Genomic DNA, 25856 nt, shown 5'->3' with positions numbered 1-25856 from the left:
AGCACGCCATGTGATCTCAGGCCGGTGGCCCCGCCGTCAGATGCGCCGTGGTCAGCTGGTTGTCGAAGTCCACGACACCCTCGACCGCCCGGATCAGCCGGGCCGCGGCCGGGATCAGTACGGCGTCCCGGACATGCCCGGTGAGGGTGACCACGCCCTCGCTCACCCGCACCTGGACCGCCTGACCCGGCGCCGGGAAGAGGTGCGCCACCACCTCGCGGCGCACCTCGTCCTCGATCTCCTCGTCCGGCCGCAGGAACACCTTCAGCAGATCGGCGCGGCTGACGATGCCCTCCAGCCGTCCCTCGCCGTCGACCACCGGAAGCCGCTTGACCCGCCGATGGGTCATGATCCGGGCCGCCTCGGCGAGCGTCGCGTTCGCGTGCACCGTGATGGCCGGGCTCGTCATCAGCTCACCGGCGCTCACCGCGCCCGCCTTGGCGATGCCCGGGAGGTCGCGCAGCTGGGACAGGCGCGCCGGATCGCTGTCCCGGAACTCCTCCTTGGGCAGCAGATCCGCCTCGGACACCACCCCGATGACCCGGCCCTCGCCCGCCAGCACCGGCAGGGCGCTCACCTTCCACTGTTCCAGCGTCCTGACGATCTCTTTGAACGGCGCCTCGCGGCCGACGGCGACGACGGTATGGGTCATCACATCGCTCACGATGCGCGCGGTCCGGGACACGGAATCCTCCTGCTCTCAGCGCTCTGTCACTCCGGGCCGCCCAGCACCCGGATCCGGCGGCCGGTGACGCGCTCGGGCTCGATGCGCAGCCACAGGTCGCGGCCGCCGCCGGGCCACGGCGGGGTGTACGCCGCGTCGTCCAGCCGCCGTACCGCCGCCGGGTCGGTGACCCGCTGGGCGCGGCCCACCACGAGCACGCTCCAGCCCTCGCTGAGCGCCTCGTCGATGTGGTCCACCTCGAAGGCCACCTCGGCGCCCGCCGCGGCCGCCGGTGTGGCGTCGGGCGCGGTCCGGAACACCACGGCGTCGTCCACGACGCTGTAGTTCACGGGCACGATGGCCGGGCCCGGCGCGGTGGAGACCGAGACCCGGCCCACGCCGTGCGTGGCCAGCAGGTCCCGGCACTCCTGCGGGCTCAGCTCCAGCAGATCGGCGTCGTGCCCGGCCCGGCCGAGGCCGGGCGGGGACATGGCGGTGCCGCCGTGCAGTTCGGCCGCGCTGGTCTCCAGCGCCGCGGCGAGCCGGAGCAGGACTCCGGCGCCCGGATCGGCGGGGTACTCCTCCACGTAGCGCACATAGCCCGGCGAGGTGCCCGCCCGCGCGGCCAGGGCCGCCCGGGAGAGGCCGAGCTGTTCGCGCCGCAGCGCCACCCGGCGGCCGAGGTCGCCGCCGCCTCCGGCGCCGATCGGCCGGGTGTCCGCGTGGGCCGTCCTCGATGCTTCGGCCATCGCCGTTCACTTCCCTCGGGTGACCAGGGGTGGATGGTGTCCGCCGATCGCCACCTTGAGCGCGCCGGTGTCGGCGGACCGGGCGAACACGTCGTACGCCTCCTCCATCTGGTCGAGTTCGAACAGATGGGTGATGAGCGAGGACGCGGGCAGTCGGCCAGCGGCCAGCATCGACAGCAGCGTGGGCGTGGAGTACGTGTCGACCAGCCCGGTCGTGATCGTGATGTTCTTCTTCCACAGCTCTTCGAGGTGCAGCGTCGCGGGCCGGGCGTGTACGCCGACGTTGGCGATCCGTCCGCCCGGACGCACCATGCGGGTGCAGATCTCGAAGCTCCGCGGCGTCCCCACCGCCTCGATCACCACATCGGCGCCCAGCCCCTCGGTGAGGTCGTCGATCAGCCGCTCGGGCTCCTCGGCGGCGTCCGCCACCGCGTCGGCGCCGACCTGCTTGGCCGCGTCGAGCCGGGTCCGGGCGAGGTCGACGGCGATGATCCGGCCGGGGGAGAAGTACTCGGCGGTGGCGATCGCGGCGAGCCCCACCGGGCCCGCGCCGACCACCGCCACCGTGTCGCCCGGCGCGACCCGGCCGTTGAGCACGCCCACCTCGTAGGCGGTGGGGAACACGTCCGCCAGCAGCACCGCGTACTGCGCGTCCGCCGCCGCGGGCAGCGGATGCGTGGACAGATCGGCGAACGGCACCCGGACGTACTCGGCCTGCGTGCCGTGTATCGAACGCCCCAGGATCCAGCCCCCGCCGCCACGGCACTGCCCGTACGCGCGCTCCCGGCAGAACCGGCAGTGGCCGCAGGCCGAGATGCACGACACCAGCACCCGGTCCCCGGGGCGTACGCTCCGCACCTCGCGGCCGGTCTCGACCACCTCGCCGACGGCCTCGTGGCCGAGGACCGTACCGGGCCTGACGTCGGGCACCTCGCCCTTGAGGATGTGCAGATCGGTGCCGCAGACGGTGACCGTGTCGACGCGGACGATGGCGTCGGTGGCGTCCTCGATGCCGGGGTCGGGCACGTCCTGCCAGGAGGACAGCCCTTGCCCCTGGAAGACGAGTGCTTTCATGGCCACTTCCTCTCGTGCTTCCGCTCGTGCGGGGCGTCGCGGCGCCGGGGGCCGCCCGCTTCTCGTGGGCCCGGATTGCGCGGTGCGCGGTACGCGGTGAGTGCTTGCCGGTCCGCTTCTCCGCGTCGTGTCGAATGCCCCCGGTGCCGCTTCCAGGCGACCACGAGGCCCCCACCCCCCGCCTAGGGCCAACCGGCCCCACCCCAGGTCAACCGGCCCAACCACCCCGGGCGAGCCGCCGGGGCCCCGCCGCCCCGGACCCTGACCGCTTGCCCCTCGGCCGGTTGATTGGGGCAAGCCCTCCCCCGGCAGGCCCGGCAGGGCCAGGGGTTCGGCCCGGGTGGCCCACCGGCCCCGGCGAGGCCAGGGACTGGCCTGGGCCTCGCCGGACGTGGCCGGGTCGGGGTTGGGCCCGGATGCCCGCTGGCCCCTGCCGGGGCAGGGCTCGGGCCTGGGAGCGCTGGGCCGAACCCCGACCCGGCCGACTGCGCCGGGGGGGGGGCTGGGGGCCTGCCTCCAGTTTCGGGGAGGGGCGGGGTGGGGGTTAGCCCACTGGGACCAGGACCACCGGGCAGTGGGCGTGGTGGAGGACCGCGTGGGTCACCGGGCCCAGCTGCATGCCCAGGCGGGCCGTTCGGCGTTGCACCGCCAGGATCAGGACGTCCGCCGCTCGCGACGCCTCCACCAGGGCCTGGGCCGGGGCGGTGTGGGTCGTGTGCTCCTGCACGCGCACCTGGCCGAACTCCTCGCGCAGCGCGGCCACCACGCGGTACGTGACCTCCTGGTCCCGCTCGGCCCGCAGGGCCACGGCCTCGCGGGACGGGAGGGCGTGGTCGCCCGCGAAGAGGCGGGGGCGGGCCCAGGCGTACAGCACGCGCAGCCGCGCGCCGCGCCGTATCGCGTCCTCGAAGCCGTACCGGGCGGCCGCCTCGTCCGCGCCGCTCTCCACGCCGACGAGCACCTTGCCGTGGCCCTCGGGCCCGTACGCGGGGGCCGGGGTGTCGCCCCGTACGACCAGCAGCGGACGGTGGGTGTGGGCGGCCAGCCGCAGGCCGACCGAGCCCAGCAGCAGCCCGGTGAAGCCGCCCAGCCCCCGGGTGCCGATGACGATGAGCGCGGCGCGTTCGCCGATCCGCAGCAGTTCGGGCACCGCGTCCTGCGGGGTGAGGGTGGGGACGATCCGCAAGCCCGGGCCCTGCTCGGCGGCCCGCGACATGGCCAGCCGCAGCACGGTCCGGGCGACCTCGACCGGGGGCCGCTGCGGCTCGGTGTCCGCGTCGAAGGCGAGCGGATCGGTCCGCGCCCAGGGCCAGGCGTGCACGATCTCCAGCGTGGCGCCGCGCCGCCGCGCCTCGCCGACCGCCCGGTCCAGGGCGTGCCAGGCGCTGTCGGAGCCGTCCAGACCGACCACGACCCGGCCGCCGTTGCGCGACGTCGGCCGTACGGGCTCCGTCATGACGCACCGCCCGAGGGGGCCGCCGTACGGGAGTCGTCGACGCGGTAGGTGAGACGGTCCACGACCGCCACCACCCCGTCCACCTGCGCGGCCATCCGCACCGCGATCGGGATCTCGCTGTGCCGGTCCAGCTCCCCCTCCAGCCGTACGACACCGTCGGTGACGGTCACCCCGACGGCGTGCGGCCCGAGCCACAGGGACCGCACCAGCACCTCGTCGATGACCTCCGCGCGGATCTCGTCGTCCGGGCGGAGGAAGACGCGGAGCAGATCGCGGCGGGTGACGATGCCGATCAGCCGGTCCTCCTCGTCGACGACGGGCAGCCGCTCCACCCGGTGGCGCGCCATGGAGCGCGCGGCGTCGACGATGGTGTCCTGCGGGCGGACGGTGACGGCGGGGCGGGACATCAACTGCCCGGCCGTGGCGGGATCGGCCGTCGCTGGATCGGCCGTCGTGGCATCGGCGTGGGCCAAGTTGGTGCCCGTGATCACGCCCACGACCTTGTCGTCCTCGTCCACCACCGGCAGCCCGCCGATCCGGTGCCGCGCGAGCAGCGCCCCGGCCTCCTCGGACGAGGCCCCGTGGCCGATCCGGACGACGTCGTCGGTCATCACGTTGCCGATTTTGCGATGCTTCATCCCCGCCTCCTCGCGGACAGCCTCCACCGGCCGCCCGCCCGGCCACTTGGGCTGCCCGGGGTCGGGTCAGGGCCGAACGGCCCGGGTCCGACCGTGACCCGAGCGGCAAAAGGGGTACGTATCCCTCATGTCCGACGCAGCGACCACGGCCCCCACCGAGCACGAACTGCACGCCCTGCACGCCCACTGGCGCGCCGCGAACTACCTCGCGGCCGGACAGATCTATCTGCTGGCCAACCCCCTGCTGGCCGAAGCCCTGCGCCCCGAGCACATCAAGCCGCGGCTGCTCGGCCACTGGGGCACCTCACCCGGGCTGAACCTCGTCCACACCCACCTCGGCCGGGTCATCAAGGCCCGCGACCTGGACGCGATCTGCGTCTGGGGCCCGGGCCACGGCGGGCCCGCGGTGCTCGCCGGATCCTGGCTGGACGGCAGCTACGCCGACGTCTACCCGGATGTGAGCCGGGACGCGGCGGGCATGGCCCGGCTCTTCCGGCAGTTCTCCTTCCCCGGCGGGGTGCCCAGCCATGTCGCCCCGGAGACCCCCGGCTCCCTCCACGAGGGCGGTGAGCTGGGCTATTCCCTGGCCCAGGCGTACGGCGCGGCGCTCGACAACCCCGGTCTGCTGGCCGTCTGCGTCATCGGCGACGGGGAGGCGGAGACCGGGCCGCTGGCCGCCTCCTGGCACGCCAACAAGTTCCTCGACCCGGTGCACGACGGCGCCGTGCTGCCGATCCTCCACCTCAACGGCTACAAGATCGCCAACCCGGCGGTGCTGGCCCGGCTCCCCGGCCCCGAGCTGGACGATCTGCTGCGCGGATACGGCCACGAGCCGATCCACGTCGCCGCGCGCCCCGGGGACGATCCCCTCCAGACGCACCGGGCGCTGGCCCACGCCATGGACCAGGCGCTCGACCGGATCGCCCTCCTCCAGCGCACCGCCCGCGAGGAGGACGCCGTCGAGCGCCCGCGCTGGCCGGTGATCGTACTCCGTACGCCCAAGGGCTGGACCGGACCGGTCGAGGTCGACGGCGTGCCCGTCGAGGACACCTGGCGCGCCCACCAGGTGCCGCTGCCCGCCGTCCGGGAGAACCCGGAGCATCTGCGGCAGTTGGAGCGGTGGCTGCGCTCGTACCGCCCCGAGGAGCTGTTCGACGGCCAGGGGCGCCCGCTCCCGCACGTCCTGGCCTGCGTGCCCGAGGGCGACCGGCGGCTCGGCGCCAATCCGCACGCCAACGGCGGACTGCTGCTGCGCGATCTGCCCATGCCCGACCTCGCGCGGTACGCGGTGCCCGTCGACAAGCCCGGCGTCACCCTGCACGAGCCGACCCGGGTCCTCGGCGGGCTGCTGGAGCAGATCATGGAGGACACCGCCGACCGCCGCGACTTCCGCCTCGTCGGCCCCGACGAGACGTCCTCCAACCGGCTCGACGCCGTCTACCGGGCCACCGGCAAGGCGTGGCAGGAGGACGTCCTCCCCACCGACGAGCATCTGAACCGGCACGGCCGGGTCATGGAGGTCCTCTCCGAACACCTCTGCCAGGGCTGGCTGGAGGGCTATCTGCTCACCGGACGGCACGGCCTGTTCTCCTGCTACGAGGCGTTCGTGCACATCGTGGACTCCATGGTCAATCAGCACATCAAGTGGCTGAAGGTGGCCCGCGACCTGCCCTGGCGGCGCCCCATCGCCTCCCTCAACTACCTGCTGACCTCCCATGTGTGGCGGCAGGACCACAACGGCTTCTCGCACCAGGACCCCGGCTTCGTGGACCATGTGCTCAACAAGAGCCCCCAGGTCGTACGGGTGTATCTGCCGCCGGACGCGAACACTCTGCTGTGCGTGGCCGACCACGTCCTGCGCAGCCGCGACTACGTGAACGTCGTCGTCGCGGGCAAACAGCCCTGCTTCGACTGGCTCGACCTCGACCAGGCCCGGGTCCACTGCGCCCGTGGCGCCGGAAGCTGGGACTGGGCGGGTACGGAGTCCGGCGCGGGCGAGCCCGATGTGGTGCTGGCCGCCGCGGGCGACGTGCCCACCCAGGAGGTGCTGGCGGCCGCCGGGATCCTCCGCCGCCATCTGCCCGATGTGGCCGTGCGCGTGGTCAACGTGGTCGACATGACCCGGCTGCTGCCACGGGACGCGCATCCGCACGGGATGCCGGACGCCGAGTTCGACGCCCTGTTCACTCGCGACCGGCCGGTCATCTTCGCCTACCACGGCTACCCGTGGCTGGTGCACCGGCTGGCCTACCGGCGCGCCGTCCACCCGCAGCTGCATGTGCGCGGCTACCAGGAGTCAGGCACCACCACCACACCGTTCGACATGGTGGTCCGCAACAACCTGGACCGCTACCGCCTGGTCATGGACGTCATCGACCGCACCCCGGGACTCGCGGTGCGCGCCGTGTCCGTACGCCAGCGAATGCAGGACGCCCGCGCCCGCCACCACCAGTGGATCCGCGACCACGGCACCGATATGCCCGAGGTCGCGGAGTGGTCCTGGACCGGCTAGCGGGCAGTTCACCGGTTACCGGGTGGCGCGCCAAGAGTCCGCCGGGAAGTAGCCGTCCAGGAAGGCGTTGCGGAACTTCCCCGCGGGGTCGTGGTCGGCCAGCAGGCGTCCGAAGTCGGCGGCCCGCTCGTACGAGGCGACGATCCGCTCCGGCGAGGCCGCCGTGAGCTTGCCCCAGTGCGGCCGCGCTCCCAGTGGCAGCAGCAATTCCTCCATCGCGGCCACCACCTCGATGACCGCGGCGTGGTCCGGCACCCAGGTGAAGTGGAGGGCCACACAGTCGCGGCCGTACGCGGGGCTCAGCCACAGCTCGTCCGCCGCCACCGTGCGCACCTCGGAGACCTGGACCAGGGGCGCGATGCGGTCCCCGAGGCCGCGCAGCGCCGCGAAGGCCTCGGTGGCGGCGGTGCGCGGCAGGATCAGCTCCGACTGCAGCTCGTCGCCGTTGCTCGGGGTGAAGTTCGGCCGGAAGTGCGGCAGCCGCTCATGCCACGGCCCGGGCGAGCCCAGCTGCTCGGTGCAGTGCAGCGGTGGCATCGCGGGCACCGGGTGGTGGTGGCGGTCGGCCGGGTGGCCGCCCAGCCACGGCTGGCCCGGCTCCGGCGGGCCCGGCAGATCCGTACGGCACTTCAGCCACACCACGCCCTCGTCCGCGTGCCAGTCGGTGAAGACACTGACGCTGTACGCGGCGGCGAAGATCTCGTCGAAGCTGTCGCCGAGCCGGTCCAGCGGCAGCCCGGTCCACACCCACTGCGCCACCTCGTACGCGGGCTCGATGTCCAGCGTCATCGAGGTGACGACGCCGAGGCCGCCGAGCCCGACCACCGCGCCGGAGAGCCGGTCGGTTCCGGCGTCCCGGCGCAGCTCGGACACATCGCCCTCCGGGCCCACGATCTCCAGGCCCGCCACCGACGCGGCCAGACAGCGCTGTACGTTGCCGGAGCCGTGGGTGGCGGTGGCGCAGGCGCCCGCGACCGTGATGTGCGGCAGCGAGGCGAGGTTCGCCAGGGCGTAGCCCGCCAGGTGCAGTTCCTCGGCCACCTGGGCGTAGCGCATGCCCGCGGCGATGGTGGCGCTCGCGCCGCCGGGGTCGATCTCGACCCGTTGTGGCATCCGTTCCAGGGACACCAGATCGCCGTCGGTGTCGGCGATGCGGTTGAAGGAGTGGCCGGTGCCCAGCACCCGGACCCGGTCGGCCGAGCCGACGATCCGCCGCAGTTCGCCGAGCGAGGCCGGGCGGTGCACCCGGGCCGCGCCGAAGGTGATGTTCCGTGCCCAGTTGGTCGTGGCTCCGGTGGTCAGCATCCGCGCTCCTGCTTCTCGCTGGGGGCCGGGCCCGCTCCGGGCCTGGGGGGACGTGGCAAGGACCTTGGTACAGGCCCGCCCCCTGATCCGTACAGACCGCCGTGCTCACCGCCCGATGTGACCCGTACGGAGCAGCAGGACGGGCCACCGGACCGGGGCCGCGCACACGATGGTGCGAACGCGATCGGTACCGCCGCTCGCACACCGCTGGAGAGGGGCGGCCATGGCGGAGGAGAAGAACGCGGGGGAGAAGAACACCGGCACCCGTGGCGGCATGCTCGGCGAACTCTGCGCCGAGTTCGCCGGAACCATGATTCTGATCCTCTTCGGCTGCGGTGTGGTGGCCCAGGTGGTGGCGGGCGGGGCGCTCACCAAGCCGGTCGGCGCGCTCGGCGACCACGACTCCATCGCCTGGGCCTGGGGGCTCGGTGTCACCCTCGGCGTGTACGTGGCGGCGCGGCTCAGCGGCGCCCACATCAACCCGGCGGTCACGGTCTCCCTGGCGGCGTTCAAGGGCTTCCCGTGGCGCAAGGTGGGCCCGTACGTGGTGGCGCAGACGCTCGGCGCGTTCGTCGCGGCGCTGCTGGTGCGCTGGAACTACACCGAGGTGCTGGGCCACGCCGACCCCGGACACACCTTCAAGACCCAGTTCGTGTTCTCCACCCTCCCCGGCAACGGCTCGCTGCCGGTCAGCGAGTGGGGCGCGCTGCGCGACCAGATCATCGGCACCGCGATCCTGGTACTGCTGATCTTCGCCGTCACCGATCTGCTGAACCAGCCCCCGAAGGCCAACCTGGCGCCGTTCATCATCGGCCTGATCGTGGTCGCGATCGGCATGGCGTGGGGCGCCGACGCGGGATACGCCATCAACCCGGCCCGTGACTTCGGCCCCCGGCTCGCCAGCTTCCTCACCGGCTACCACAGCGCTTGGCGGGACCAGTACGGAAACCTCTACTTCTGGGTGCCCATCGTCGGCCCGCTGATCGGCGGCCTGGTCGGCGCCGCCCTCTACAAGTTCCTGATCAGCCGGTTCCTCCCGGCGGCCGGACCGCAGGAGGTGGGCCGCACCCCGGCCCCCGAGGGCCCCGAGAGCTGAAGGAGTGGGCATGCCGGACTTCGTCGGTGCCGTGGACCAGGGGACCACCAGCAGCCGCTTCATGATCTTCAACCACGACGGCGGCGAGGTGGCGAGGTACCAGCTCGAACACCATCAGCTGCTGCCCCGCGCGGGCTGGGTCGAGCACGATCCGGTGGAGATCTGGGAGCGCACCAACTCCGTCATGCAGAACGCGCTGCGCGCCGGTGGCCTCTCAGCCGCCGACCTGGCCGCGATCGGCATCACCAACCAGCGCGAGACGACCGTCATCTGGGACCCGCGCAACGGGCAGCCGTACTACAACGCCATCGTGTGGCAGGACACCCGCACCGACACCATCGCCTCCGCCCTCGAACGCGACGGCCACGGCGAGACGATCCGCCGCAAGGCGGGGCTGCCGCCCGCCACCTACTTCTCCGGCGGCAAGATCAAGTGGATTCTGGAGAACGTCGACGGGGTCCGGGAGGCCGCCGAAGCGGGCCACGCCCTCTTCGGGAACACCGACGCCTGGGTGCTGTGGAACCTCACCGGCGGGCCCTCCGGCGGCATCCACGCCACCGATGTCACCAACGCCAGCCGCACCATGCTGATGAACCTGGAGACCCTGGACTGGGACGACGAGCTGCTGGACATCTTCGGCATTCCGCGCGCCATGCTCCCCGTCATCAACCCCTCCTCCCACCCCGAGGCGTACGGCCAGGCCCGCACCTCCCGCCCGCTGCGTAACCCCACCCCCATCACCGGTGTCCTCGGCGACCAGCAGGCGGCCACCGTCGGGCAGGTGTGCTTCGCCCCCGGCGAGGCCAAGAACACCTACGGCACCGGAAACTTCCTGCTCCTGAACACCGGCTCCGAGCTGGTCCGCTCCACCAGCGGGCTGCTCACCACCGTGGCGTACCAGTTCGGCGACAGCCCCGCCGTGTACGCCCTGGAGGGCTCGATGGCCGTCACCGGCTCGGCCGTCCAGTGGCTGCGGGACCAGATGAAGGTCATCGACGACGCCCCGGGCAGCGAACGGCTCGCCCGCACCGTCGAGGACAACGGCGGGGTGTACTTCGTCCCCGCCTTCTCCGGCCTCTTCGCCCCGTACTGGCGCTCCGACGCCCGTGGCGCCATCGTCGGGCTCACCCGCTACAACACCAACGGCCATCTGGCGCGCGCCACCCTGGAGGCCATCTGCTACCAGAGCCGGGACGTCGTGGAGGCCATGGAGCGCGACTCCGGTATCCACCTCGACGTCCTCCGCGTGGACGGCGGTGTCACCGACAACGAGCTGTGCATGCAGATCCAGGCCGATGTCCTCGGCGTCCCGGTCAGCCGCCCCGTCATCGCCGAGACCACCGCCCTGGGCGCCGCCTACGCCGCGGGCCTGGCCACCGGCTTCTGGCGGGACACCGATGAGCTGCGCTCGCACTGGAGCGAATCGCGGCGCTGGGAGCCGCAGTGGAGCGAGGACCAGCGCGCGGAGGGCTACGCGGGCTGGAAGAAGGCCGTGGAGCGCACCCTGAACTGGGTCCCGGTCGACTGACGCCGGACTCCGGCCCCGGTGGATTGCCCCGGTGGATTCACCCCACCCCTTCCCGAAACTGGGGGACACCCCCAGCCCCCGGGCCCGCCGCGGGGCGGAGCCGCGTATTCGGACACGAGAACCTCGGCGTCATCGAGGAGGTCGGCCCCGGTGTCGCCACGCTCACCAAGGGTGACCGGGTGAACTGCCGCTGGACCAGGCGCCGCGGGCCTCCCGCATCCCCTGATGGCCGAATGGGTGAAATGCACCATAATTGGAAAATGAGCCCATATGGGCGTATCGCTTCCATGGCGAGAGGAGGAGCGATCATGAAGGGCAGCCAGGCGGCACTCGCCTTCACCGGCGGCTATCTCTTCGGGCGCGGCCACAAGGTGGGCTTGGCGCTCACCCTCGCCGGGATGGCGGCGGGCCGACGCCTCGCGTCCGGACACCTCCCGGGCGGCATGCAGGAGCTGGCGTCCTCCGAGATCGGGCGGCTGCGCGGCCAGCTGGTGTCCGCTGGGCGGTCGGCCGCGCTGTCGGCGGCCAGCCACCGCATGGACGCGCTGAGCGACCGGCTGGAGCAGCGCGCCACGTCACTGCGCCCGAACGGCCACGGTCCTGACGGGCACAAGGCCGACGACGAGCAGAAGCACGACGAGCGGCGCGGGGGCGGCGGCCGGGCACGCGGTGAGTCCTCGCGAGGAGACCGTACGCGCCCCTCGGGCGACCGCCCGGACCGGCCCCGGAAGCGGACCGCGTCCGAGGGAGGCCGCGGCGGCGAGACCAGAAGCAGCAGGGGCGACAAGGGCGACAAGGGTGATCGGTGATGGCTGAGGGACCGGACGACGGGCGCACGGGCGCCCTCGGCACGCTCGCCAAGGAGCTGCCCACCGAGCGGCTGATGAAGGAAGCGCAGAACCTGGTCACCGCACTCGGCGAGAAGGCCCTGACCACGGTGACCCATCTCGGCGACGGAGGCCCAGGGCTCCCGGTGAAGCCGCTGGTCAAGGCCGGACTGCACCAGCTCAAAGAACAGACCGTGGACAAGGCCAAGGAAGCCATCCCGGGCCTCGGCGGGGGCGAGAACGGCGGCAAGGGCGGCGACAAGGACAAGAAGCTCAAGGTCACCAACATCGTCGAGGAGATCGACGTCGGCGCCCCGATCGACCTCACCTACGACCTGTGGACCCAGTTCGAGGACTTCCCCACCTTCATGAAGAAGGTCGAGGACGTCCAGCAGGAGTCCGAGACCGAGATGGAGTGGAAGGCCCAGGTCTTCTGGTCGCACCGCAAGTGGCGCGCCGAGATCGTCGAGCAGGTGCCCGAGAAGCGGATCGTCTGGACGTCGCGTGCCGAGAAGGGGCATGTCAACGGCGCGATCACCTTCCATGAGCTGGCTCCCGAGCTGACCCGGATCATGGTCGTCCTCCAGTACTACCCCCAGGGCTTCTTCGAACGGACCGGGAACATCTGGCGCGCCCAGGGCCGCCGGGTGCGCCTGGAGCTGAAGCACTTCCGCCGCCATCTGATGGCCGAGGTGCTGCTGCACCCCGACGAGATCGAGGGCTGGCGCGGGGAGATCCGCGAAGGCGAGGTCGTGGAAGGCGAAGCGGCCGAAGAGGAAGAGGAAGAGCCCGGAGAAGAGGGACCCGAGGACGAATACAGCGACGAGGACGCCTACGAGGAGGAGTACGAGGAGGACGAGGAGCGGGCGCGGCCTTCGCGGCGCTGACGGGTCCCGTCCCCGGAACAGGTGAGCGTGGTGACCGTAGCAAGCCAGCAGAGCCAGTATCTCGACCGGGCCAGTTCGAGCGCCCTGGTCGACGTGGTCGACCTGATCCTGGACAAGGGACTGGTCATCGACGTGTACGTCCGGGTCTCCCTGGTGGGCATCGAGATCCTGACCATCGACGCCCGCATCGTCGTCGCCAGCGTCGACACCTATCTGCGGTTCGCCGAGGCGACGAACCGGCTCGACCTCGCCCGCAGCGGCACCGAGACCAAGGGGCTGCCCGGCCTCATGGACGAGATCCAGGAGAGCGGCGGGCGGAAGAAGACCAAGGGCGCGCTGGAAGGCGTCAAGGACACCGTCTCCGATCTGCTCCAAGGCGACGACCAGGCCGACCAGGCCGACGAGGCCGACGGGAGCGACGAGTTCGAGGACGAGGCGGCGGAGCGCGAGGAAGCGCCACGGCGGGAATCCGGTGACCGGCCCCGGCACCGGCGGAGTTCGAGCAGGGAGCGCGAGCGGTGATGGCCGAGGACGGACGTGCCTGCTACGTATACGGGGTCGTCCCGGGCGACCGGAGCGACGACGCCGTCAAAGACCTGGGCGCCGTGGGCGATCCGGACGCCGCGGTGACCCTGGTGCGCCACGGCGGCCAGGCCGCCGTGGTCAGCGAGGTGCCCGTGGACAAGCCGCTGGGCACCCCCGAGGATCTGCGCGCCCACGCCCGGGTGCTGGACTCCCTGGCGGCCAGGTCCTCGCCGGTGCTGCCGTTCCGCTTCGGCACGGTGGTGCGCGACACCACCGCGGTCACCGGTGAACTGCTCCCCGAGGGGCACGAGGACTTCGAGCGCGCCCTCGACCGGCTGCGCGGCCGCTCCCAGTTCACCCTGCGCGCCCGCTACGTCCAGGACGCGGTGCTGCGCGAGGTGCTGACCGAGCAGCCCGAGGCCGTACGGCTCCGCGAGGAGCTTCAGGGGCTGCCCGAGGAGGCCGGGTACGACCAGCGCATCCAGCTGGGCCAGCTGGTCATGGACGCCATCGCCGCCAAGCGCGCGGTGGACGTGCTGGAGGTGGACCGCAGGCTGGGCCCGTGCGTGCTCGCCTCGAGAGTTACGGAACCGTCCTCCGCCGAGGGGCTGGTGAACGCGTCCTTCCTGGTCGAGGACGACCGCCGGACGGCCTTCGAACAGGCCGCCGAGGAGCTGGCCAAGCACTGGGACGGCCGGGTCAGGATCCGGCTGCTCGGGCCCCTGGCCCCGTATGACTTCGTGGCCGACGCGATGAGCCCGGCCAAGGAACCGGCCGAGGAAACGGCCGAGGAAGGCGCATAGCCATGGGACTGTTCAGCGGACTGGTCACCTGGCCGCTGGCCCCGGTGCGCGGCGTTGTCTGGATCGCCGAGCAGCTCCACGACGAGGCCCACCGGCAGCTGTACGACCCCGGGGTGATCCAGCAGCGCCTGGAAGAGGTCGCGGAGCAGCGGGACTCCGGGGAGCTGACCGAGGAGGAGGCGGCCCGGCAGGAGGACGAACTCGTCCGGCGGCTGATGGCGGGCGGCCCGCCCGGCGGGGGCCTGGAGGTGTGAGCCGTGGTCCCTGAGGAACGGGACGGACGCGACCACGGCGAGGAGCGGGAGCGGCCCCGCCGCGCCCGCCGCCCAGCGCCCGAATCCCGCCGCCCAGCGCCCGAATCCCGCCGCCCAGCGCCCGAATCCAAGCGCCCCGCGCCCGCGAACCGGCGCGCCCCCGCCGAGACGCGCCGCCCCGCGACCACGGCCAGGACCGCCGCCCGCAGCGCCGCCCGCCAGCTGCGGGACCTGACCGGACACGACCCGGAGAGCGTCACCTCGGTGGAGCGCCAGAGGGACGGCGGCTGGCTCATCGGCGTCGAAGTGCTGGAGACCCACCGCATCCCGGACTCCACCGACATCCTCGCCGAGTACCGGGTCGAGGTGGACGACGAGGGCGAACTCGTCTCGTACCGCCGCGCCCGGCGCTACTACCGCGGCAGGTCGGAGGAGCGGACATGAGCCAGGGCGCCGACTGGAACGTGCCGAGCAGGCGCATGGGCGGCCCGCCGGAACCGGCCCGCCGGGAGTCGTCGAGCCTCGCCGACATCCTGGAGCGGGTGCTCGACAAGGGCATCGTCATCGCCGGGGACATCCAGATCAACCTGCTGGACATCGAGCTGCTGACCATCAAGATCCGGCTGCTGGTCGCCTCCGTCGACCGGGCCAAGGAGATGGGCATCGACTGGTGGGAGCACGACCCCACGCTCTCCTCCGGCGCCCGCGACGTCCTGGACGAGAACGAGCGGCTGCGGCGGCGCGTCGGCGAGCTGGAGTCCGGCCACGACGCGGACCGCCGCGCCGGTGAGCGCGGACAGGAGGACGGACCGTGACCGAGGAGGCCCGTGCGACCTGGCTGTACGCGGTGACCACCGCGACCCGCGACGCGAGCGGCGGCGCCCCGTCCGGGCTCACCGGAGTGGCCGACGAACCGGTGCGCCTGGTCGAGAACGCCGGACTGGCCGCCGTCGTCGGCTCCGTACCGCTGGCCGACTTCGGCGAGGAGCCGCTCCGTGCCCACCTGGAGGATCTGCCGTGGCTGGAGCGGGCGGCCAGGGCCCACCACCGGGTCATCGGCCGGGCGGCCGGATACGGCCAGGTCATTCCGCTGCGCTTCGCCACGATCTACCACGACGACGGCCGGGTCCGCACGATGCTCCGGGAGCGGCGCGACGACCTCACGGACACGCTGGCGCGGGTGGCAGGACGGACCGAGTGGGGCGTCAAGGCGTACGTCGATCCGCGCGCCTTCCTGCCCGACCCGGGCGACGAGGAGGGCTCCGGCGGCGACACCCCCGGCACCGCGTACCTGCTGCGCCGCCGCGCCCAGCGGGACGACAAGGAGACCGCCCATCTGCGGGCCACCGAGCGGGCGGAGGAGATCCACACCGCCCTCACCGCGCTGGCCGCCGCGTCCGCCGCCCATCCGCCGCAGGACGCGCGGCTGGCCGCGTACGAGGGCTGGATGGTGCTGAACAACTCCTATCTGGTGCCGGACGACCGGACGGAGGAGTTCACCGCCGAGGTGACCGAGCTGGGGGAGCGGTACCCGGACGTCGACCTGGAGCTGAGCGGGCCGTGGCCGCCGTACTCCTTCACCGCGCCGCCCGAGCGTGAGGAGGCGTCGTGACCCACGCGATCGAACGGCGCGAAGTGGCCCTGGTCGATCTGCTCGACCGGGTGCTGGCCGGGGGCGTGGTGATCGCCGGGGAGATCACGCTGAGCATCGCCGACATCGATCTGGTGCGCATATCCCTACGCGCGCTGATCGCTTCTGTACGAGTAGACGACATGGAAGACGCAGATGAGCATCGAGCGGCGCCCTGACGACCATCCGCCTGGCCAGCACCGTCGACTCGAAGTGGACGAGGAGTCGGTCCGCAAGAGCCTGGCCGGTCTGGTGCTGACCATCGTGGAGCTGCTGCGCCAGCTCATGGAGCGGCAGGCGCTGCGCCGCGTCGACCAGGGCGGGGTCAGCGACGAGCAGATCGAGAAGCTCGGGCTCACGCTGATGGCGCTGGAGAAGAACATGGAGGAGCTGCGGGAACACTTCGGGCTCACCGAGGACGACCTGAACCTCGACCTCGGCCCGCTCGGCCCCCTCCTTCCCCGCGACTGATCCCCCGGCCCGCGTCCGGCGGTACGCTGCGCGGGTGGGGATCACGCTCAACCTCCGGTCAGCGCGAGCGGCCGACGTCCACGTCGGGCGCTCGCCGCTCGCCGAGCTCATGTCGGTGCTGCACATCCTGGCCGAGCCCGACCACCACCCCGAGGCCCAGCGCTGGACGCGCCGCCTGGGCACGACCTTCGACGTGCCGCTCACCCAGGAGATGAGCGCCCTGTCGCCGCTGTGGGCGCGGCTGCGCTGCCGCCTGCTGTTCCCGCTGGCGCTGCCGCTGGACCAGTCCTTCGAGGACGAGCTGCGGCTGCTGGAGAAGCTGCCGCTGGAGGAGTTCACGGAGCTGTGCGCACAGGGTGTGCTGGGCTTCCGGGAGCGGGTGCCCGACGCGCACAGCCTGCGACACGACCCGGAGGCCGCCTGCCGCTTCATCACCCAGTGCGAGCGGCGTTCGTTCCGGCGCGGTGAGCTGGCGCATGAGCTGATGGCCTCGCCGGAGGGGATGCGGGCCCGGCTGATCGACTTCCTGGAGCGCTGCGGTACCGCGTTCTTCGCGGCCGAGTGGCGTGCGGTGCACGACCGGCTGGAGGCGGCGGTGGTGCGGTTCCGTACCGACATCCGCAGAAGCGGCCTGGCCGAGGTGCTGGCCGGGCTCAGCCCCACCGCGGTCGTCTCCCAGGGCGGTACGCGGGTGCGCTACGACAAGCTGGCCGTCGCCGAGATCGACATCGGCCCGCGCCCGCTCTTCCTGATCCCGTCCGTTCACGTATGGCCGCATCTGACCGTCAAGGACGAGGAGTCCCATCCCGTCGTGCTGCAGTTCGCCGCCCTGGAGGGGCAGGCCGACGGCCAGCTCACCCAGCGGGAGCTGCGGGAGAGGATGTCCGCGCTGGCCTCGCTGGGCCGGATGGAGCTGTGCCGCCATCTGCTCGGCGAGCCGATCACCACCTCCGAACTGGCGCAGCGGCTCGGCCTGGACGATACGCAGGTCTCGCGCACCCTGCGGCAGCTGCGGGACGCCGGGCTGGTGGAGTCAGAGCGTGAGGGCAAGTACGTGTACCACCGGCTGGCCACCGGCACCCTGCTCCGGCTGGGACAGGACGTACTGGCCACCATCATGCGCTGACCAGCGCATGAGCGATCGGTCAGCCGGGCCGCGTCCACAGCAGCACCGCAGACGGGTGCTCGGCGTCCATGTGCACGCGGTTGGTGGCGACCACCTTGCGCCGGGTGACGGCCTCGGACTCACCGGTGCCCGAGTTGACGTCGAAGCGCGGGAAGTTGCTCGACGAGATGTCCACCCGCAGCCGGTGTCCGGCCCCGAAGCGGTTGGCGGTGTCGGGCGCCGGGATCTCGATCTCGTACACCTCGCCCGCCACCAGCGGCTCGGGCCGCTCGAACGACGCGTGGAAGCGGCACCGGAAGATGCCCTCGGTGAGGTTCATGGCGAACCCGTGCGGATAGTCCTCGTTGGGCGGGTGCACATCGACCAGCTTCACCGTGAAGTCGGTGTCCGGCGCGGTCGAGGAGATGAACAGCCGGGCGGTGACCGGGCCCGCCACCTCCAGCGGCTCCGCCAGCGGCGGGGTGACCAGCGAGATCACATCGGGCCGTGAGTTCAGCGGCAGATACGGTTCGCGGGCGCCGTAGAAGCGCTCGTCCGGCACCTGGTCGAAGGCGCCGCCGACCATCACCGGTTCGCCCGAGGTCACCTGACCGCCGAGGGTGGGCACCGGGTCGCCCGGATCGAAGTCGTACTCGACCCACGCGTCCGTGCCCCCGGGTCTCTCCCGGCTCAGCTCCCCCGAGGTGTGGCAGTAGAACGCGGTCTCCCGGGTCCCGGACGGCGGCCACTGGGTGTCGGTGTGCCACCGGCCGCCGTGCCGCATCCGCCCGGCCGCGTCGCGGAGGCCGTCGCCCCCGCCCATCAGGAAGTAGCGCACCCGGGGGAACTCCTCGGGATCACCGCCGCGCAGCACCGCGTCGAACCAGCGCTGCCGGAAGGCCAGATATGAGGTGTCCACGTTGTCGCTGAACGTCGCGGCGGGCCCGAAGTCCACGTCACCGGCGAAGGTGACACAGCGCGCGCCGTGCGTCCACGGCCCCATCACCAGATACGCCGGGGACGTCTTGAGCCGCCCCATGGCCGTGAAGTTCTCGATCGTGGAGCGCACATACGGGTCGTACCAGCTCGCCATGTGCAGCGTCGGCACGTCCGGGAAGCGGTCGTAGTGGCCCCGCCCGTAGATCGCGGGCTGCCGCCAGTACGCGCCGAACGCGTCGTGCCGCCACTGGTCCAGCAGATACCGCTCGTACTGGCCGACCTGCGCGAGCGGGGAGACGCCGGTGCGCCACGGCAGCACGGTGAACCAGTCCCGCAGATCGGTCCCGGCGAACGCCTTGCGCACCAGCGGGTCCCGCTCCGCCTCCGGGCTCTCCTCACCGTGCCGGAACGCCCAGGTGATCTGCTTGAGTTCGAAGGCGCCGCCCATCCGCATGCCCGCCTCGTACGCGCTCGCGAAGCCGCCGGAGTCCATGAACATCGCGGCCAGCGGGGCGGGGGACTCGGCCGCGGCCGCCGTCTGGGCGTGCGCCGAGTAGGACACCCCCATCATCGCGACCCGCCCGTCGCACCAGGGCTGTCCGGCGATCCAGTCGAGGGTGTCCGCGCCGTCCGGCCCCTCGCCCAGGTACTTCACGAAGGTGCCCTCGGAGTCCCCCCGGCCCCGGCAGTCCTGCCGCACCACGTGGTATCCGGCGCGGACGAAGAAGGCGGACGTCTCCTCGGGGGTCGGCACCGGCTCGTCATGGCGGCAGCGGTCCGACTCGCGGATGTCGCGGCGGCCGTACGGGGTGCGCTCCAGGATCACCGGGCGCGGACCGGGCCGCTCCTCGGCCGCGTACAGATCCGCGGCGAGGACCACCCCGTCCCGAAGGGGTACGCGCAGAAGGTGGCGCCACAGTCCTCCGCCGAGGTGTTCCGCGGCCTCGGTCCGCCCGGTGGGTGCCATGGGGGAGCCGCTCATTTGGTCTGGGACTGCTTCGAGCCGTTGAGCAGCATCTCCGACCGGGTGACGGTGGACAGCGGCATCCCCCAGCCGCCGAACAGCTTCGCGTAGGTGCCCGACTCCTGCATCTCCCGCAGCCCCTTGACGATCACGGCGGCGAGGCCGGTGCCCTTCTTGGCCTGGATGCCGTAGATCGCCGTCGCCGCGGGGAGGGTGAGCAAGTCCTTCAGCTCCAGCGTCTCGAACTTGTCGTCCGAGGCCTCGCTGACGGTGGTGTTGGAGGCGCTGGGCGCCACGACCGCGTCGATCCGCTTGCTCTGCAGCGCCAGGCTCGCGGCGGCCAGGTCCCCGTACGCCTGCGGCTGCACGGCCTTCTTGCCCTGCTTGGCGCACCGCTTGCTCAGCCCCGCGAGCACGTTCTCGGTGCCCGCGCCCTTCTCGACGCCGACCTTGTGCCCGCAGATCCCGATGCCGGACTCCGGGCGGAACCCGCTCTCCTTGTTCACCATCACGGTCACCTGGCTCTGCGCGAAGTCGGCGAAGTCGACCTCTTTCTGGCGCTCGACGAAGTCACCGGAGGGCGCGCTGAGGTCGATCCGGCCGGACTTCAGCCCCGGGATCACCGCGTCGAACGGCGTCCGCGTCACCTTGATCTTGATGTCCAGCTGGGAGGCGAGCTGCTTGGTGAGGTCCGGGACCAGGCCGGTGATCTTCCCGTCGGAGCCGATGGTCACATACGGGTCGTACTCGCTGACCCCCATGACCAGGGTCTTCTTCTTGTACTCCGCGGGCACCTGGGCGGCCAGCTCGTCGTCCTTCGGCTCCAGGGCGAGCGTCGGCGTGGGCATGGCCTCCTTGGACTTGCCCTTGTCGTCCGGAGTGTCGTCGACCGAACAGGCGGTGAGGGTGAGCGCGAGGGACACGAGCAGGGCGCACCCGGCGGCGCTGGGACGGTGGCGCATGGGCTGTGCTCCGTTTCGGGAGATCCGGCTGATCCGGACGTGGGGGGGATGTGGGGGGGGTACGGGCCTTGAGGTCAGCGGCCCCAGACGGTCTCGGCGACGCGCCGCACATTGCCCCCGGCGAGCTTGGCCACGTCGTCCTCGGAGTAGCCGTGGTCGAACAGCCAGCGGATCATGTTGCCGACGGCCTCCGCGGGGTTCTCACAGCCGTGGACGTAGTCGACCGGCTCGTGCGGCGGCGGTGCGGAACTCTGGCCGTCGTGCGCGTCGTCCTTGCCGAAGAGCGGGGCGAACGTGCGGTGCCAGGCGGTGTGATCGCCGAAGTTGGTGTCCGGGCCGAAGGCCACGTGGTCGATGCCGACCAGGTCCAGGCAGCGCTCCACGTGTTCCATCACCGACTCCAGGCTGTGCCGGGGGTGCCGGGTGGTGATGGTCGTGTGCGGGGCCGCCTCGACGCCGATGAACCCGCCGGAGCCCGCGCACGCCCGGATCACATCGTCGGGCTTCATCCGCGGCGTCGGCCACAGCGCCCGCGACCCGGCGTGGGTGATCACCACGGGATCGGTCGAGCGGCGCACCGCGTCCAGCGCCGTCGCGTCCCCGGAGTGGGAGACGTCGACGATGATGCCGAGGTCGTTCATGCGCCGCAGGGCGCGGCGGCCGAGCACGGTCAGCCCGGTGTCGCCGGTGTCCGCGAGCCCCGAGCCGAGCTGGTTGCTCTCGCTGTAGACCAGCCCGAGCAGCCGTACGCCCAGCCCGTAGAGCAGATCGAGCCGGTCGACGTCGTTGCCGATGGGGGACGCGGACTCCAGGGTCAGCACCACGCCCACCTGGTTCCCGGCCCGGGCCCGCTCCGCGTCCTCCAGGGTGCGGACCGGGGCCACCAGGCGCTGGTGGGCGAAGTCGGCCTGCCGCATGGCCAGGTCGCTCACCGCGTCGTCCCAGTCCCAGGGGGTGTGCGAGCGGATCATGCTGACGGCGGCCGGGCCGCCGTCGAAGAACAGGTCCACGCCCGAGTGCGCCATGCCCTCGTACGGGATCGCCTCCCGGCCCTGGCGGCGGAACGCGGCGAAGTCCGCCGGATCAGAAGGCCGCAGCGACAGATGGTCGTGCGCGGAGATCACCAGATGGCGTTCCTCGAAGTCCCGCGCCCGGCTCTCGACGTCCTCGCTCCACACCGGCGCAGAGCCGGGCACCCGGCCCACCGCGGGCACCAGCGGGAAGTCCTGGAAGTCCGCCCCCGGCTCCAGGTAGTGGTACGAGCGGTAGCCGTCCCACAGGTCCAGCCGGGCGCGGGTCTTGGCGGGCAGGGAACGTCCGGTGCTCATGCGCTGACCTTCGACAGGAACGTACGGGTGCGCTCATGGGAGGGGGAGCCGAACAGCCGGTCCGGCGGGCCCTCCTCGACGATCCGCCCGTCGTCCATGAACACGACGCGGTCGGCGACCTCGGCGGCGAAGCGCATCTCATGCGTGACGACCACCAGGGTCATCCCCTCCCGGGCCAGGTCCCGGATGACGCTCAGCACCTCCTGGACCATCTCGGGGTCCAGGGCGGAGGTCGGCTCGTCGAACAGCATGACCTTCGGCCGCATCGCCAGCGCCCGGGCGATGGCCACGCGCTGCTGCTGGCCGCCGGACAGCTGCTCGGGGTAGCTGTCGAGCTTGTGGCCGAGCCCCACCCGGCGCATCAGCTCCTCGGCGCGGGCGTCGGCCTTCGCCTTCGACAGACCGAGGACCCGGCGCGGCGCCTCCACGATGTTCTCGCGGGCGGTGAGGTGGGGGAACAGATTGAAGCTCTGGAAGACCATGCCCATGGCCGAGCGCTGCGCGGCCAGTTCGCGGGCGCCCAGCTCATGCAGGGAGGTGCCGCGCAGCCGGTAGCCGATGACGCTGCCGTCGACCACGACCATGCCGTCGTCCGGGACCTCGAGGTGGTTGACGCAGCGCAGCAGCGTGCTCTTGCCCGATCCGGACGGGCCGATGACACAGACCGTCTCACCCCGGTGGATATCCAGGGAAATGCCGTGCAGCACCTCCGTGGAGCGGAACGACTTGACGATCCCGCGCAGGGAGACGATGGGCTGCGCTCCCCTTTCCGATGCCACGGTCATACCGAGTGCTCGATCCTCTTCACTTTGCCGACCTTTTCGGCCGGTATCAGCGTGTGTCGCCCCAGACGTCGCTCCAGGCGCTGCTGCACGAGGGTGATGACGCCGGTGATGATCATGTACCAGATCGCGGCCACAATCAACAGGGGAACGGTCTGGAAGTTCTTGGAATAAATGAGCTGTACCGAGTAGAGCAGATCCGCCAGGGAGATCACACTGACCAGAGATGTCGCCTTGAGGAGAGATATCAGCTCATTTCCCATCGGCGGCACGATCACGCGCAGCGCCTGGGGGAGGGTGATGCGGAAGAAGATCTGAGTCGGCGTCAAACCCAGCGCGGCGGCCGCCTGGCGCTGCCCCTCCGGTACGGAGAGCAGACCGGAACGGATCAGTTCCGCCACGTAAGCCGTCTCATGCAGGGTCAATCCGATGACCGCGGCGGTCAGCGGGCCCAGCAGGGAATTCGCGTCGAAGGTGACGAAACTCGGACCCCAGGGAATTCCGAGGGACAGGGTGGGAAACAGCGCCGCCAGGTTGTACCAGAAAAGCAGCTGCACCAGCATGGGAATCGAGCGGAACACCCAGATAAACGTGCCTGCGGCCGCCGACATCAGCCGCGAGGAACCCATCCGCATGAGCGCTACAACGGTCCCCAGCACCAGGGCGAATGTCATGGTCACGGCGGTCATTCCCAGGCTGACCCCGATACCCTTCATGATGCGGATCTCGAAGAAGTATTTCGCGACCGTGTCCCACTCGAAGCGCGGGTTGGTGAATATCGTGGTCACCGCCATCGCGGCGAACACCAGCACCACGGCATTGGCCACCCAGAGCCCTGGCCGCCGTCTCTTCACGCGTTTGAGCTTGGATGGCTCGGGTAGAGCGTCAAGATTCAGGACTTTGCTCATCAAGGGCCCTCGGGCGGTTCGTCGGCACGGCAGGGGAATACCGCATCTTAAAACCCCTTTCCAGGGCCCTCTCGAACAGTTGACACAGAACCGTCAACCGTCGGCGCCGAGGTGTCCGTAGGTGTCGCGCAGCTCCCGTTTGAGGATCTTGCCGCTGGGGTTCTTCGGCAGGGCCGCGGCCACCACCACGTACTTGGGCACCTTGAACCCGGCCAGCCGCTCCCCGCAGTGCGCCGTGATCTCCTCGGCCGACACCCGCTCCCCGGGCCTGGCCACCACGACCGCCGTCACCGCCTCGATCCAGTACGGATGCGGCACACCGAACACCGCGGCCTCCGCCACCGCGGGGTGGGCATGCAGAATCTCCTCCACCTCGCGCCCGGACACGTTCTCCCCACCGCTGTTGACCATGTCCTTCTTGCGGTCGACGACGGTCAGATACCCCTCCTCGTCCATCACCCCGAGATCGCCGCTGTGGAACCAGCCGCCCCGGAACGCCTCCGCGGTGCGCTCGGGATCCCGCCAGTAGCCGAGCATGGTGTGCGGGCCGCGGTGCACGATCTCCCCGACCGTGCCCGGCGGTACGGGCCGGTCCTCCTCGTCCACCACCAGCGTCTCGACGTTGAGTGCGGCCCGCCCCGCCGACCCGGCCTTGCGCTCCTGGTCGGCCGGGCCCAGGACGGTCGCGATCGGCGACATCTCGGTCTGCCCGTAGAGGTTGTAGAACGCGATCCCCGGCAGCCGCCGCCGCAGCTCGGCCAGCACGGCGACCGGCATGGCCGCGGCGCCGTAGTACCCCTTCCGCAGCGACGACAGATCGCGCCGCCCGAACTCCGGATGCCGCAGCAGCGCGATCCACACGGTGGGCGGCGCGAACAGCTTGGTCACCCGCTCCTCCTCGATCGTCGCCAGCAGCGCCGCCGGGTCCGGGCCGGGCAGGATGATCGAGGTGGCGCCCAGGTGGACGTCCGGGGTGAGGAAGGCGTGCAACTGGCCGCAGTGGTACAGCGGCAGCGCGTGGACCTCGACGTCGTCGGCCGTCATCCCGCCGTCCACGATCGTCGTCAGATACTGCGAGATGAGACAGCGGCTCGTCATGATCGCGCCCTTGGGCCGCGACTCCGTCCCCGAGGTGTACATCAGCTGGACCGGATCGTCGTCCTCCAGCGCCGGGTCGGGCACCGGATGGCCGTACTCCGCGCCCAGCGCCGCGAAGTCCTCCCAGCCCTCCCGCTCCTCCCGCTCCTGCGGCTCCTCCGCGCCGATGGCCGCGCGCAGCACGAGACGCTCCGGCGCCGCCTCGGCCAGCGCCGCGTCGGCCGCCTCCAGCAGACCGTCCCCCGCGATGACACCGACCGCGCCCGAGTGGGCGAGGAGATACGCGACCTCCGGCGGCCGCAGCATGAAGTTGACCGGCACCGACACCGCGCCCAGCCGGGCCAGCGCGAAGTACGCCACCACATAGCCGTGCGAGTTGCGCGCGAACAGCACCACCCGGTCGCCCTTGGCGACACCGCGCGCCGCCAGCGCGCCCGCCGTGCGGCTCACCAGGGCGTCCAGCTCCGCGTACGTCTGCCGCAGCGCGCCGGACACCACGGCCGTCTTGCCGGGCAGCCGGGCGGCGCTGCGCGCCAGCAGATCGGCGATGCCGTGGCGCCGGGCGCGCGCGATGTCCACGGGCAGGGAGGGGGATGCGGTCACCAGAGTCTCCCGAATGGTCGGACGGGCCGGATGGTTCGTCACGCTGACACGGCGCGGGGCGGCGTTCAAGACCGCGCAGGGCACGGGCGCGGCCCGGGCGATGCATCTGACCGGGTGGCACATCGGTCCGCTTGTGCGGGCCGCCTTGCCCCAAAGTGATCATTTACATGGAATGACCGGTCAGGGCTCCGGGAGGTCCGGGGCATCCCGCGAGCCTGGAGGCTCCATGATCAGTCCAGCCGTCCGTGGCGTCGTCACCACTACCGCTCTGACCACCGTCTGTGTGCTGCTCCCCACCTCCGCCGCAGGGGCGGACGCGGGCGACAAGGACATCGAGAAGGTCACGGTGACCGGTGTGACGGTGGCGGACAACAGGCCCGACGGCGTCCGGGCCGGTGACTCCTGGACGATGTATCTGAAGCTCTACACCCCCAAGCGGAAGCGCGCCGGTGACGGCACCTCCCAGTGCACCGCCGTCGAGGTCACCGCTCGCAAGCGGCTCGTCCAGTGCACCCGCGTGCTGCGCCTCAAGAAGGGCTCGCTGGTCCTCGCCGACCTGATCACCCATCAGGGCCGCGCGGCGGTCACCGCCAGGACCGCCATCCTCGGCGGCACCGGCCACTACAACGACGCCGAGGGCCAGGGCACCGTCACCGTGCGGCGGGACCGGATCCGCTTCTCGCTCGCCGTCGACGACTGACCTCACGTCCGCTACGCCGCCCGCCGGTCACACCCCACCCCTGAGCCT

General features: G+C 71.7%; 27 protein-coding genes and 1 pseudogene. 16 read left to right on the top strand and 12 right to left on the bottom strand.

The genetic code is table 11. The features are described 5' to 3' along the window. Positions 1 to 16: 16 nt before the first annotated feature. The 5 genes from ACWC5C_RS09750 to ACWC5C_RS09730 all read right to left on the bottom strand — a co-directional run bounded on the left by ACWC5C_RS09750 (position 17) and on the right by ACWC5C_RS09730 (position 4581). Positions 17 to 685 carry a CBS domain-containing protein gene (locus ACWC5C_RS09750; RefSeq protein ID WP_450874921.1) on the bottom strand — a complete coding sequence of 223 codons (669 nt, stop codon included), beginning with the start codon at positions 683 to 685 and terminating at the stop codon, positions 17 to 19. Between the two features lie 26 nt (positions 686 to 711). Continuing rightward, positions 712 to 1413, bottom strand: coding sequence for a pyridoxamine 5'-phosphate oxidase family protein (locus ACWC5C_RS09745; RefSeq protein ID WP_450874920.1), 702 nt, complete (start codon positions 1411 to 1413; stop codon positions 712 to 714). A gap of 6 nt (positions 1414 to 1419) precedes the next feature. Beyond that, a complete protein-coding gene (locus ACWC5C_RS09740) occupies positions 1420 to 2487 on the bottom strand; it encodes an alcohol dehydrogenase catalytic domain-containing protein (RefSeq protein ID WP_450874919.1) in 1068 nt (355 codons plus the stop codon). Positions 2488 to 3031: 544 nt separating this feature from the next. Then, positions 3032 to 3943 carry a universal stress protein gene (locus ACWC5C_RS09735; protein WP_450874918.1) on the bottom strand — a complete coding sequence of 304 codons (912 nt, stop codon included), beginning with the start codon at positions 3941 to 3943 and terminating at the stop codon, positions 3032 to 3034. After that, entirely contained in the window at positions 3940 to 4581 is a 642-nt protein-coding gene (locus ACWC5C_RS09730) for a CBS domain-containing protein (protein WP_450874917.1), read from the bottom strand. The genes ACWC5C_RS09735 and ACWC5C_RS09730 overlap by 4 nt, the downstream gene beginning before the upstream one ends. A 127-nt stretch (positions 4582 to 4708) precedes the next feature. Between ACWC5C_RS09730 and ACWC5C_RS09725 the strand changes: the two genes are divergently transcribed. Beyond that, a complete protein-coding gene (locus tag ACWC5C_RS09725) occupies positions 4709 to 7093 on the top strand; it encodes a phosphoketolase family protein (protein ID WP_450874916.1) in 2385 nt (794 codons plus the stop codon). 15 nt (positions 7094 to 7108) lie between these two features. Here the strand turns inward: ACWC5C_RS09725 and ACWC5C_RS09720 are convergent, their stop codons facing one another. Continuing rightward, positions 7109 to 8398: an FAD-binding protein gene (locus tag ACWC5C_RS09720; RefSeq protein ID WP_450874915.1), complete on the bottom strand. Its 1290-nt coding sequence runs from the start codon at positions 8396 to 8398 to the stop codon at positions 7109 to 7111. Positions 8399 to 8621: 223 nt separating this feature from the next. Between ACWC5C_RS09720 and ACWC5C_RS09715 the strand changes: the two genes are divergently transcribed. The 14 genes and pseudogenes from ACWC5C_RS09715 (at position 8622) to ACWC5C_RS09650 (ending at position 17545) form a co-directional block, all read left to right on the top strand. Continuing rightward, complete coding sequence (locus ACWC5C_RS09715) at positions 8622 to 9494, top strand: MIP/aquaporin family protein (protein ID WP_385439853.1); 873 nt, start codon at positions 8622 to 8624, stop codon at positions 9492 to 9494. A gap of 10 nt (positions 9495 to 9504) precedes the next feature. Next, positions 9505 to 11022: a glycerol kinase GlpK gene (gene glpK / locus ACWC5C_RS09710; protein ID WP_450874914.1), complete on the top strand. Its 1518-nt coding sequence runs from the start codon at positions 9505 to 9507 to the stop codon at positions 11020 to 11022. Beyond that, a pseudogene (locus ACWC5C_RS09705) lies at positions 10938 to 11216 on the top strand (alcohol dehydrogenase catalytic domain-containing protein); the annotation flags it as partial. The gene glpK and the pseudogene ACWC5C_RS09705, both read left to right, overlap by 85 nt. A 114-nt stretch (positions 11217 to 11330) precedes the next feature. After that, positions 11331 to 11831, top strand: coding sequence for a hypothetical protein (locus ACWC5C_RS09700; RefSeq protein WP_450875153.1), 501 nt, complete (start codon positions 11331 to 11333; stop codon positions 11829 to 11831). Continuing rightward, positions 11831 to 12736, top strand: coding sequence for an SRPBCC family protein (locus ACWC5C_RS09695; protein WP_450874913.1), 906 nt, complete (start codon positions 11831 to 11833; stop codon positions 12734 to 12736). Before ACWC5C_RS09700 ends, ACWC5C_RS09695 begins: the two co-directional genes overlap by 1 nt. 27 nt (positions 12737 to 12763) lie before the next feature. Beyond that, positions 12764 to 13258 (top strand): gas vesicle protein GvpJ, encoded by a 495-nt coding sequence (gvpJ, locus tag ACWC5C_RS09690; protein ID WP_450874912.1) that lies wholly within the window; start codon positions 12764 to 12766, stop codon positions 13256 to 13258. Next, positions 13258 to 14064, top strand: coding sequence for a GvpL/GvpF family gas vesicle protein (locus ACWC5C_RS09685; RefSeq protein WP_450874911.1), 807 nt, complete (start codon positions 13258 to 13260; stop codon positions 14062 to 14064). Before gvpJ ends, ACWC5C_RS09685 begins: the two co-directional genes overlap by 1 nt. Positions 14065 to 14066: 2 nt before the next feature. Next, positions 14067 to 14318 carry a gas vesicle protein GvpG gene (locus ACWC5C_RS09680; RefSeq protein ID WP_450874910.1) on the top strand — a complete coding sequence of 84 codons (252 nt, stop codon included), beginning with the start codon at positions 14067 to 14069 and terminating at the stop codon, positions 14316 to 14318. 3 nt (positions 14319 to 14321) lie between these two features. After that, positions 14322 to 14762: a gas vesicle protein GvpO gene (gvpO, locus tag ACWC5C_RS09675; RefSeq protein WP_450874909.1), complete on the top strand. Its 441-nt coding sequence runs from the start codon at positions 14322 to 14324 to the stop codon at positions 14760 to 14762. Beyond that, complete coding sequence (locus ACWC5C_RS09670) at positions 14759 to 15133, top strand: gas vesicle protein (RefSeq protein WP_450874908.1); 375 nt, start codon at positions 14759 to 14761, stop codon at positions 15131 to 15133. The genes gvpO and ACWC5C_RS09670 overlap by 4 nt, the downstream gene beginning before the upstream one ends. After that, positions 15130 to 15930: a GvpL/GvpF family gas vesicle protein gene (locus ACWC5C_RS09665; protein ID WP_450874907.1), complete on the top strand. Its 801-nt coding sequence runs from the start codon at positions 15130 to 15132 to the stop codon at positions 15928 to 15930. The genes ACWC5C_RS09670 and ACWC5C_RS09665 overlap by 4 nt, the downstream gene beginning before the upstream one ends. After that, the gene (locus ACWC5C_RS09660) at positions 15927 to 16127 is read left to right on the top strand and encodes a gas vesicle protein (RefSeq protein ID WP_450874906.1); all 201 of its coding nucleotides are present in this window, start codon (positions 15927 to 15929) and stop codon (positions 16125 to 16127) included. Before ACWC5C_RS09665 ends, ACWC5C_RS09660 begins: the two co-directional genes overlap by 4 nt. Then, complete coding sequence (locus ACWC5C_RS09655; RefSeq protein WP_450874905.1) at positions 16105 to 16419, top strand: gas vesicle protein K; 315 nt, start codon at positions 16105 to 16107, stop codon at positions 16417 to 16419. Before ACWC5C_RS09660 ends, ACWC5C_RS09655 begins: the two co-directional genes overlap by 23 nt. Positions 16420 to 16453: 34 nt before the next feature. Further along, entirely contained in the window at positions 16454 to 17545 is a 1092-nt protein-coding gene (locus tag ACWC5C_RS09650; RefSeq protein WP_450874904.1) for a DUF5937 family protein, read from the top strand. 19 nt (positions 17546 to 17564) lie between these two features. Here the strand turns inward: ACWC5C_RS09650 and ACWC5C_RS09645 are convergent, their stop codons facing one another. The 6 genes from ACWC5C_RS09645 to ACWC5C_RS09620 form a co-directional block, all read right to left on the bottom strand. Further along, positions 17565 to 19430 carry a CocE/NonD family hydrolase gene (locus tag ACWC5C_RS09645; RefSeq protein WP_450874903.1) on the bottom strand — a complete coding sequence of 622 codons (1866 nt, stop codon included), beginning with the start codon at positions 19428 to 19430 and terminating at the stop codon, positions 17565 to 17567. Positions 19431 to 19441: 11 nt separating this feature from the next. Further along, positions 19442 to 20389 (bottom strand): transporter substrate-binding domain-containing protein, encoded by a 948-nt coding sequence (locus ACWC5C_RS09640; RefSeq protein WP_450874902.1) that lies wholly within the window; start codon positions 20387 to 20389, stop codon positions 19442 to 19444. 74 nt (positions 20390 to 20463) lie between these two features. Next, positions 20464 to 21717, bottom strand: a complete 1254-nt coding sequence (locus tag ACWC5C_RS09635) for a dipeptidase (RefSeq protein WP_450874901.1) — start codon at positions 21715 to 21717, stop codon at positions 20464 to 20466. After that, positions 21714 to 22502 (bottom strand): amino acid ABC transporter ATP-binding protein, encoded by a 789-nt coding sequence (locus ACWC5C_RS09630; protein ID WP_385439826.1) that lies wholly within the window; start codon positions 22500 to 22502, stop codon positions 21714 to 21716. The genes ACWC5C_RS09635 and ACWC5C_RS09630 overlap by 4 nt, the downstream gene beginning before the upstream one ends. Continuing rightward, positions 22499 to 23407, bottom strand: a complete 909-nt coding sequence (locus tag ACWC5C_RS09625; RefSeq protein ID WP_450874900.1) for an amino acid ABC transporter permease — start codon at positions 23405 to 23407, stop codon at positions 22499 to 22501. The genes ACWC5C_RS09630 and ACWC5C_RS09625 overlap by 4 nt, the downstream gene beginning before the upstream one ends. 93 nt (positions 23408 to 23500) lie before the next feature. Beyond that, positions 23501 to 25108: a fatty acyl-CoA synthetase gene (locus ACWC5C_RS09620; RefSeq protein WP_450874899.1), complete on the bottom strand. Its 1608-nt coding sequence runs from the start codon at positions 25106 to 25108 to the stop codon at positions 23501 to 23503. Between the two features lie 226 nt (positions 25109 to 25334). Between ACWC5C_RS09620 and ACWC5C_RS09615 the strand changes: the two genes are divergently transcribed. After that, positions 25335 to 25808: a hypothetical protein gene (locus tag ACWC5C_RS09615; protein ID WP_450874898.1), complete on the top strand. Its 474-nt coding sequence runs from the start codon at positions 25335 to 25337 to the stop codon at positions 25806 to 25808. The last annotated feature ends 48 nt before the right edge of the window (positions 25809 to 25856 follow it).

It is taken from the genome of Streptomyces sp. NPDC001700 (assembly GCF_053596435.1).
The sequence above is the reverse complement of the archived record's forward strand: the minus strand, read 5'-3'. Positions and strand labels throughout refer to the sequence as shown.

What these genes read in the sequence shown, in the direction of transcription:
- ACWC5C_RS09745 (WP_450874920.1), bottom strand. Translation starts at nt 1,413, where the DNA reads ATGGCCGAAGCATCGAGGACGGCCCACGCGGACACCCGGCCGATCGGC.
- ACWC5C_RS09740 (WP_450874919.1), bottom strand. Translation starts at nt 2,487, where the DNA reads ATGAAAGCACTCGTCTTCCAGGGGCAAGGGCTGTCCTCCTGGCAGGAC.
- ACWC5C_RS09735 (WP_450874918.1), bottom strand. Translation starts at nt 3,943, where the DNA reads ATGACGGAGCCCGTACGGCCGACGTCGCGCAACGGCGGCCGGGTCGTG.
- ACWC5C_RS09730 (WP_450874917.1), bottom strand. Translation starts at nt 4,581, where the DNA reads ATGAAGCATCGCAAAATCGGCAACGTGATGACCGACGACGTCGTCCGG.
- ACWC5C_RS09725 (WP_450874916.1), top strand. Translation starts at nt 4,709, where the DNA reads ATGTCCGACGCAGCGACCACGGCCCCCACCGAGCACGAACTGCACGCC.
- ACWC5C_RS09720 (WP_450874915.1), bottom strand. Translation starts at nt 8,398, where the DNA reads ATGCTGACCACCGGAGCCACGACCAACTGGGCACGGAACATCACCTTC.
- ACWC5C_RS09715 (WP_385439853.1), top strand. Translation starts at nt 8,622, where the DNA reads ATGGCGGAGGAGAAGAACGCGGGGGAGAAGAACACCGGCACCCGTGGC.
- glpK (WP_450874914.1), top strand. Translation starts at nt 9,505, where the DNA reads ATGCCGGACTTCGTCGGTGCCGTGGACCAGGGGACCACCAGCAGCCGC.
- ACWC5C_RS09700 (WP_450875153.1), top strand. Translation starts at nt 11,331, where the DNA reads ATGAAGGGCAGCCAGGCGGCACTCGCCTTCACCGGCGGCTATCTCTTC.
- ACWC5C_RS09695 (WP_450874913.1), top strand. Translation starts at nt 11,831, where the DNA reads ATGGCTGAGGGACCGGACGACGGGCGCACGGGCGCCCTCGGCACGCTC.
- ACWC5C_RS09685 (WP_450874911.1), top strand. Translation starts at nt 13,258, where the DNA reads ATGGCCGAGGACGGACGTGCCTGCTACGTATACGGGGTCGTCCCGGGC.
- ACWC5C_RS09680 (WP_450874910.1), top strand. Translation starts at nt 14,067, where the DNA reads ATGGGACTGTTCAGCGGACTGGTCACCTGGCCGCTGGCCCCGGTGCGC.
- ACWC5C_RS09670 (WP_450874908.1), top strand. Translation starts at nt 14,759, where the DNA reads ATGAGCCAGGGCGCCGACTGGAACGTGCCGAGCAGGCGCATGGGCGGC.
- ACWC5C_RS09655 (WP_450874905.1), top strand. Translation starts at nt 16,105, where the DNA reads ATGAGCATCGAGCGGCGCCCTGACGACCATCCGCCTGGCCAGCACCGT.
- ACWC5C_RS09645 (WP_450874903.1), bottom strand. Translation starts at nt 19,430, where the DNA reads ATGGCACCCACCGGGCGGACCGAGGCCGCGGAACACCTCGGCGGAGGA.
- ACWC5C_RS09640 (WP_450874902.1), bottom strand. Translation starts at nt 20,389, where the DNA reads ATGCGCCACCGTCCCAGCGCCGCCGGGTGCGCCCTGCTCGTGTCCCTC.
- ACWC5C_RS09635 (WP_450874901.1), bottom strand. Translation starts at nt 21,717, where the DNA reads ATGAGCACCGGACGTTCCCTGCCCGCCAAGACCCGCGCCCGGCTGGAC.
- ACWC5C_RS09630 (WP_385439826.1), bottom strand. Translation starts at nt 22,502, where the DNA reads ATGACCGTGGCATCGGAAAGGGGAGCGCAGCCCATCGTCTCCCTGCGC.
- ACWC5C_RS09625 (WP_450874900.1), bottom strand. Translation starts at nt 23,407, where the DNA reads ATGAGCAAAGTCCTGAATCTTGACGCTCTACCCGAGCCATCCAAGCTC.
- ACWC5C_RS09615 (WP_450874898.1), top strand. Translation starts at nt 25,335, where the DNA reads ATGATCAGTCCAGCCGTCCGTGGCGTCGTCACCACTACCGCTCTGACC.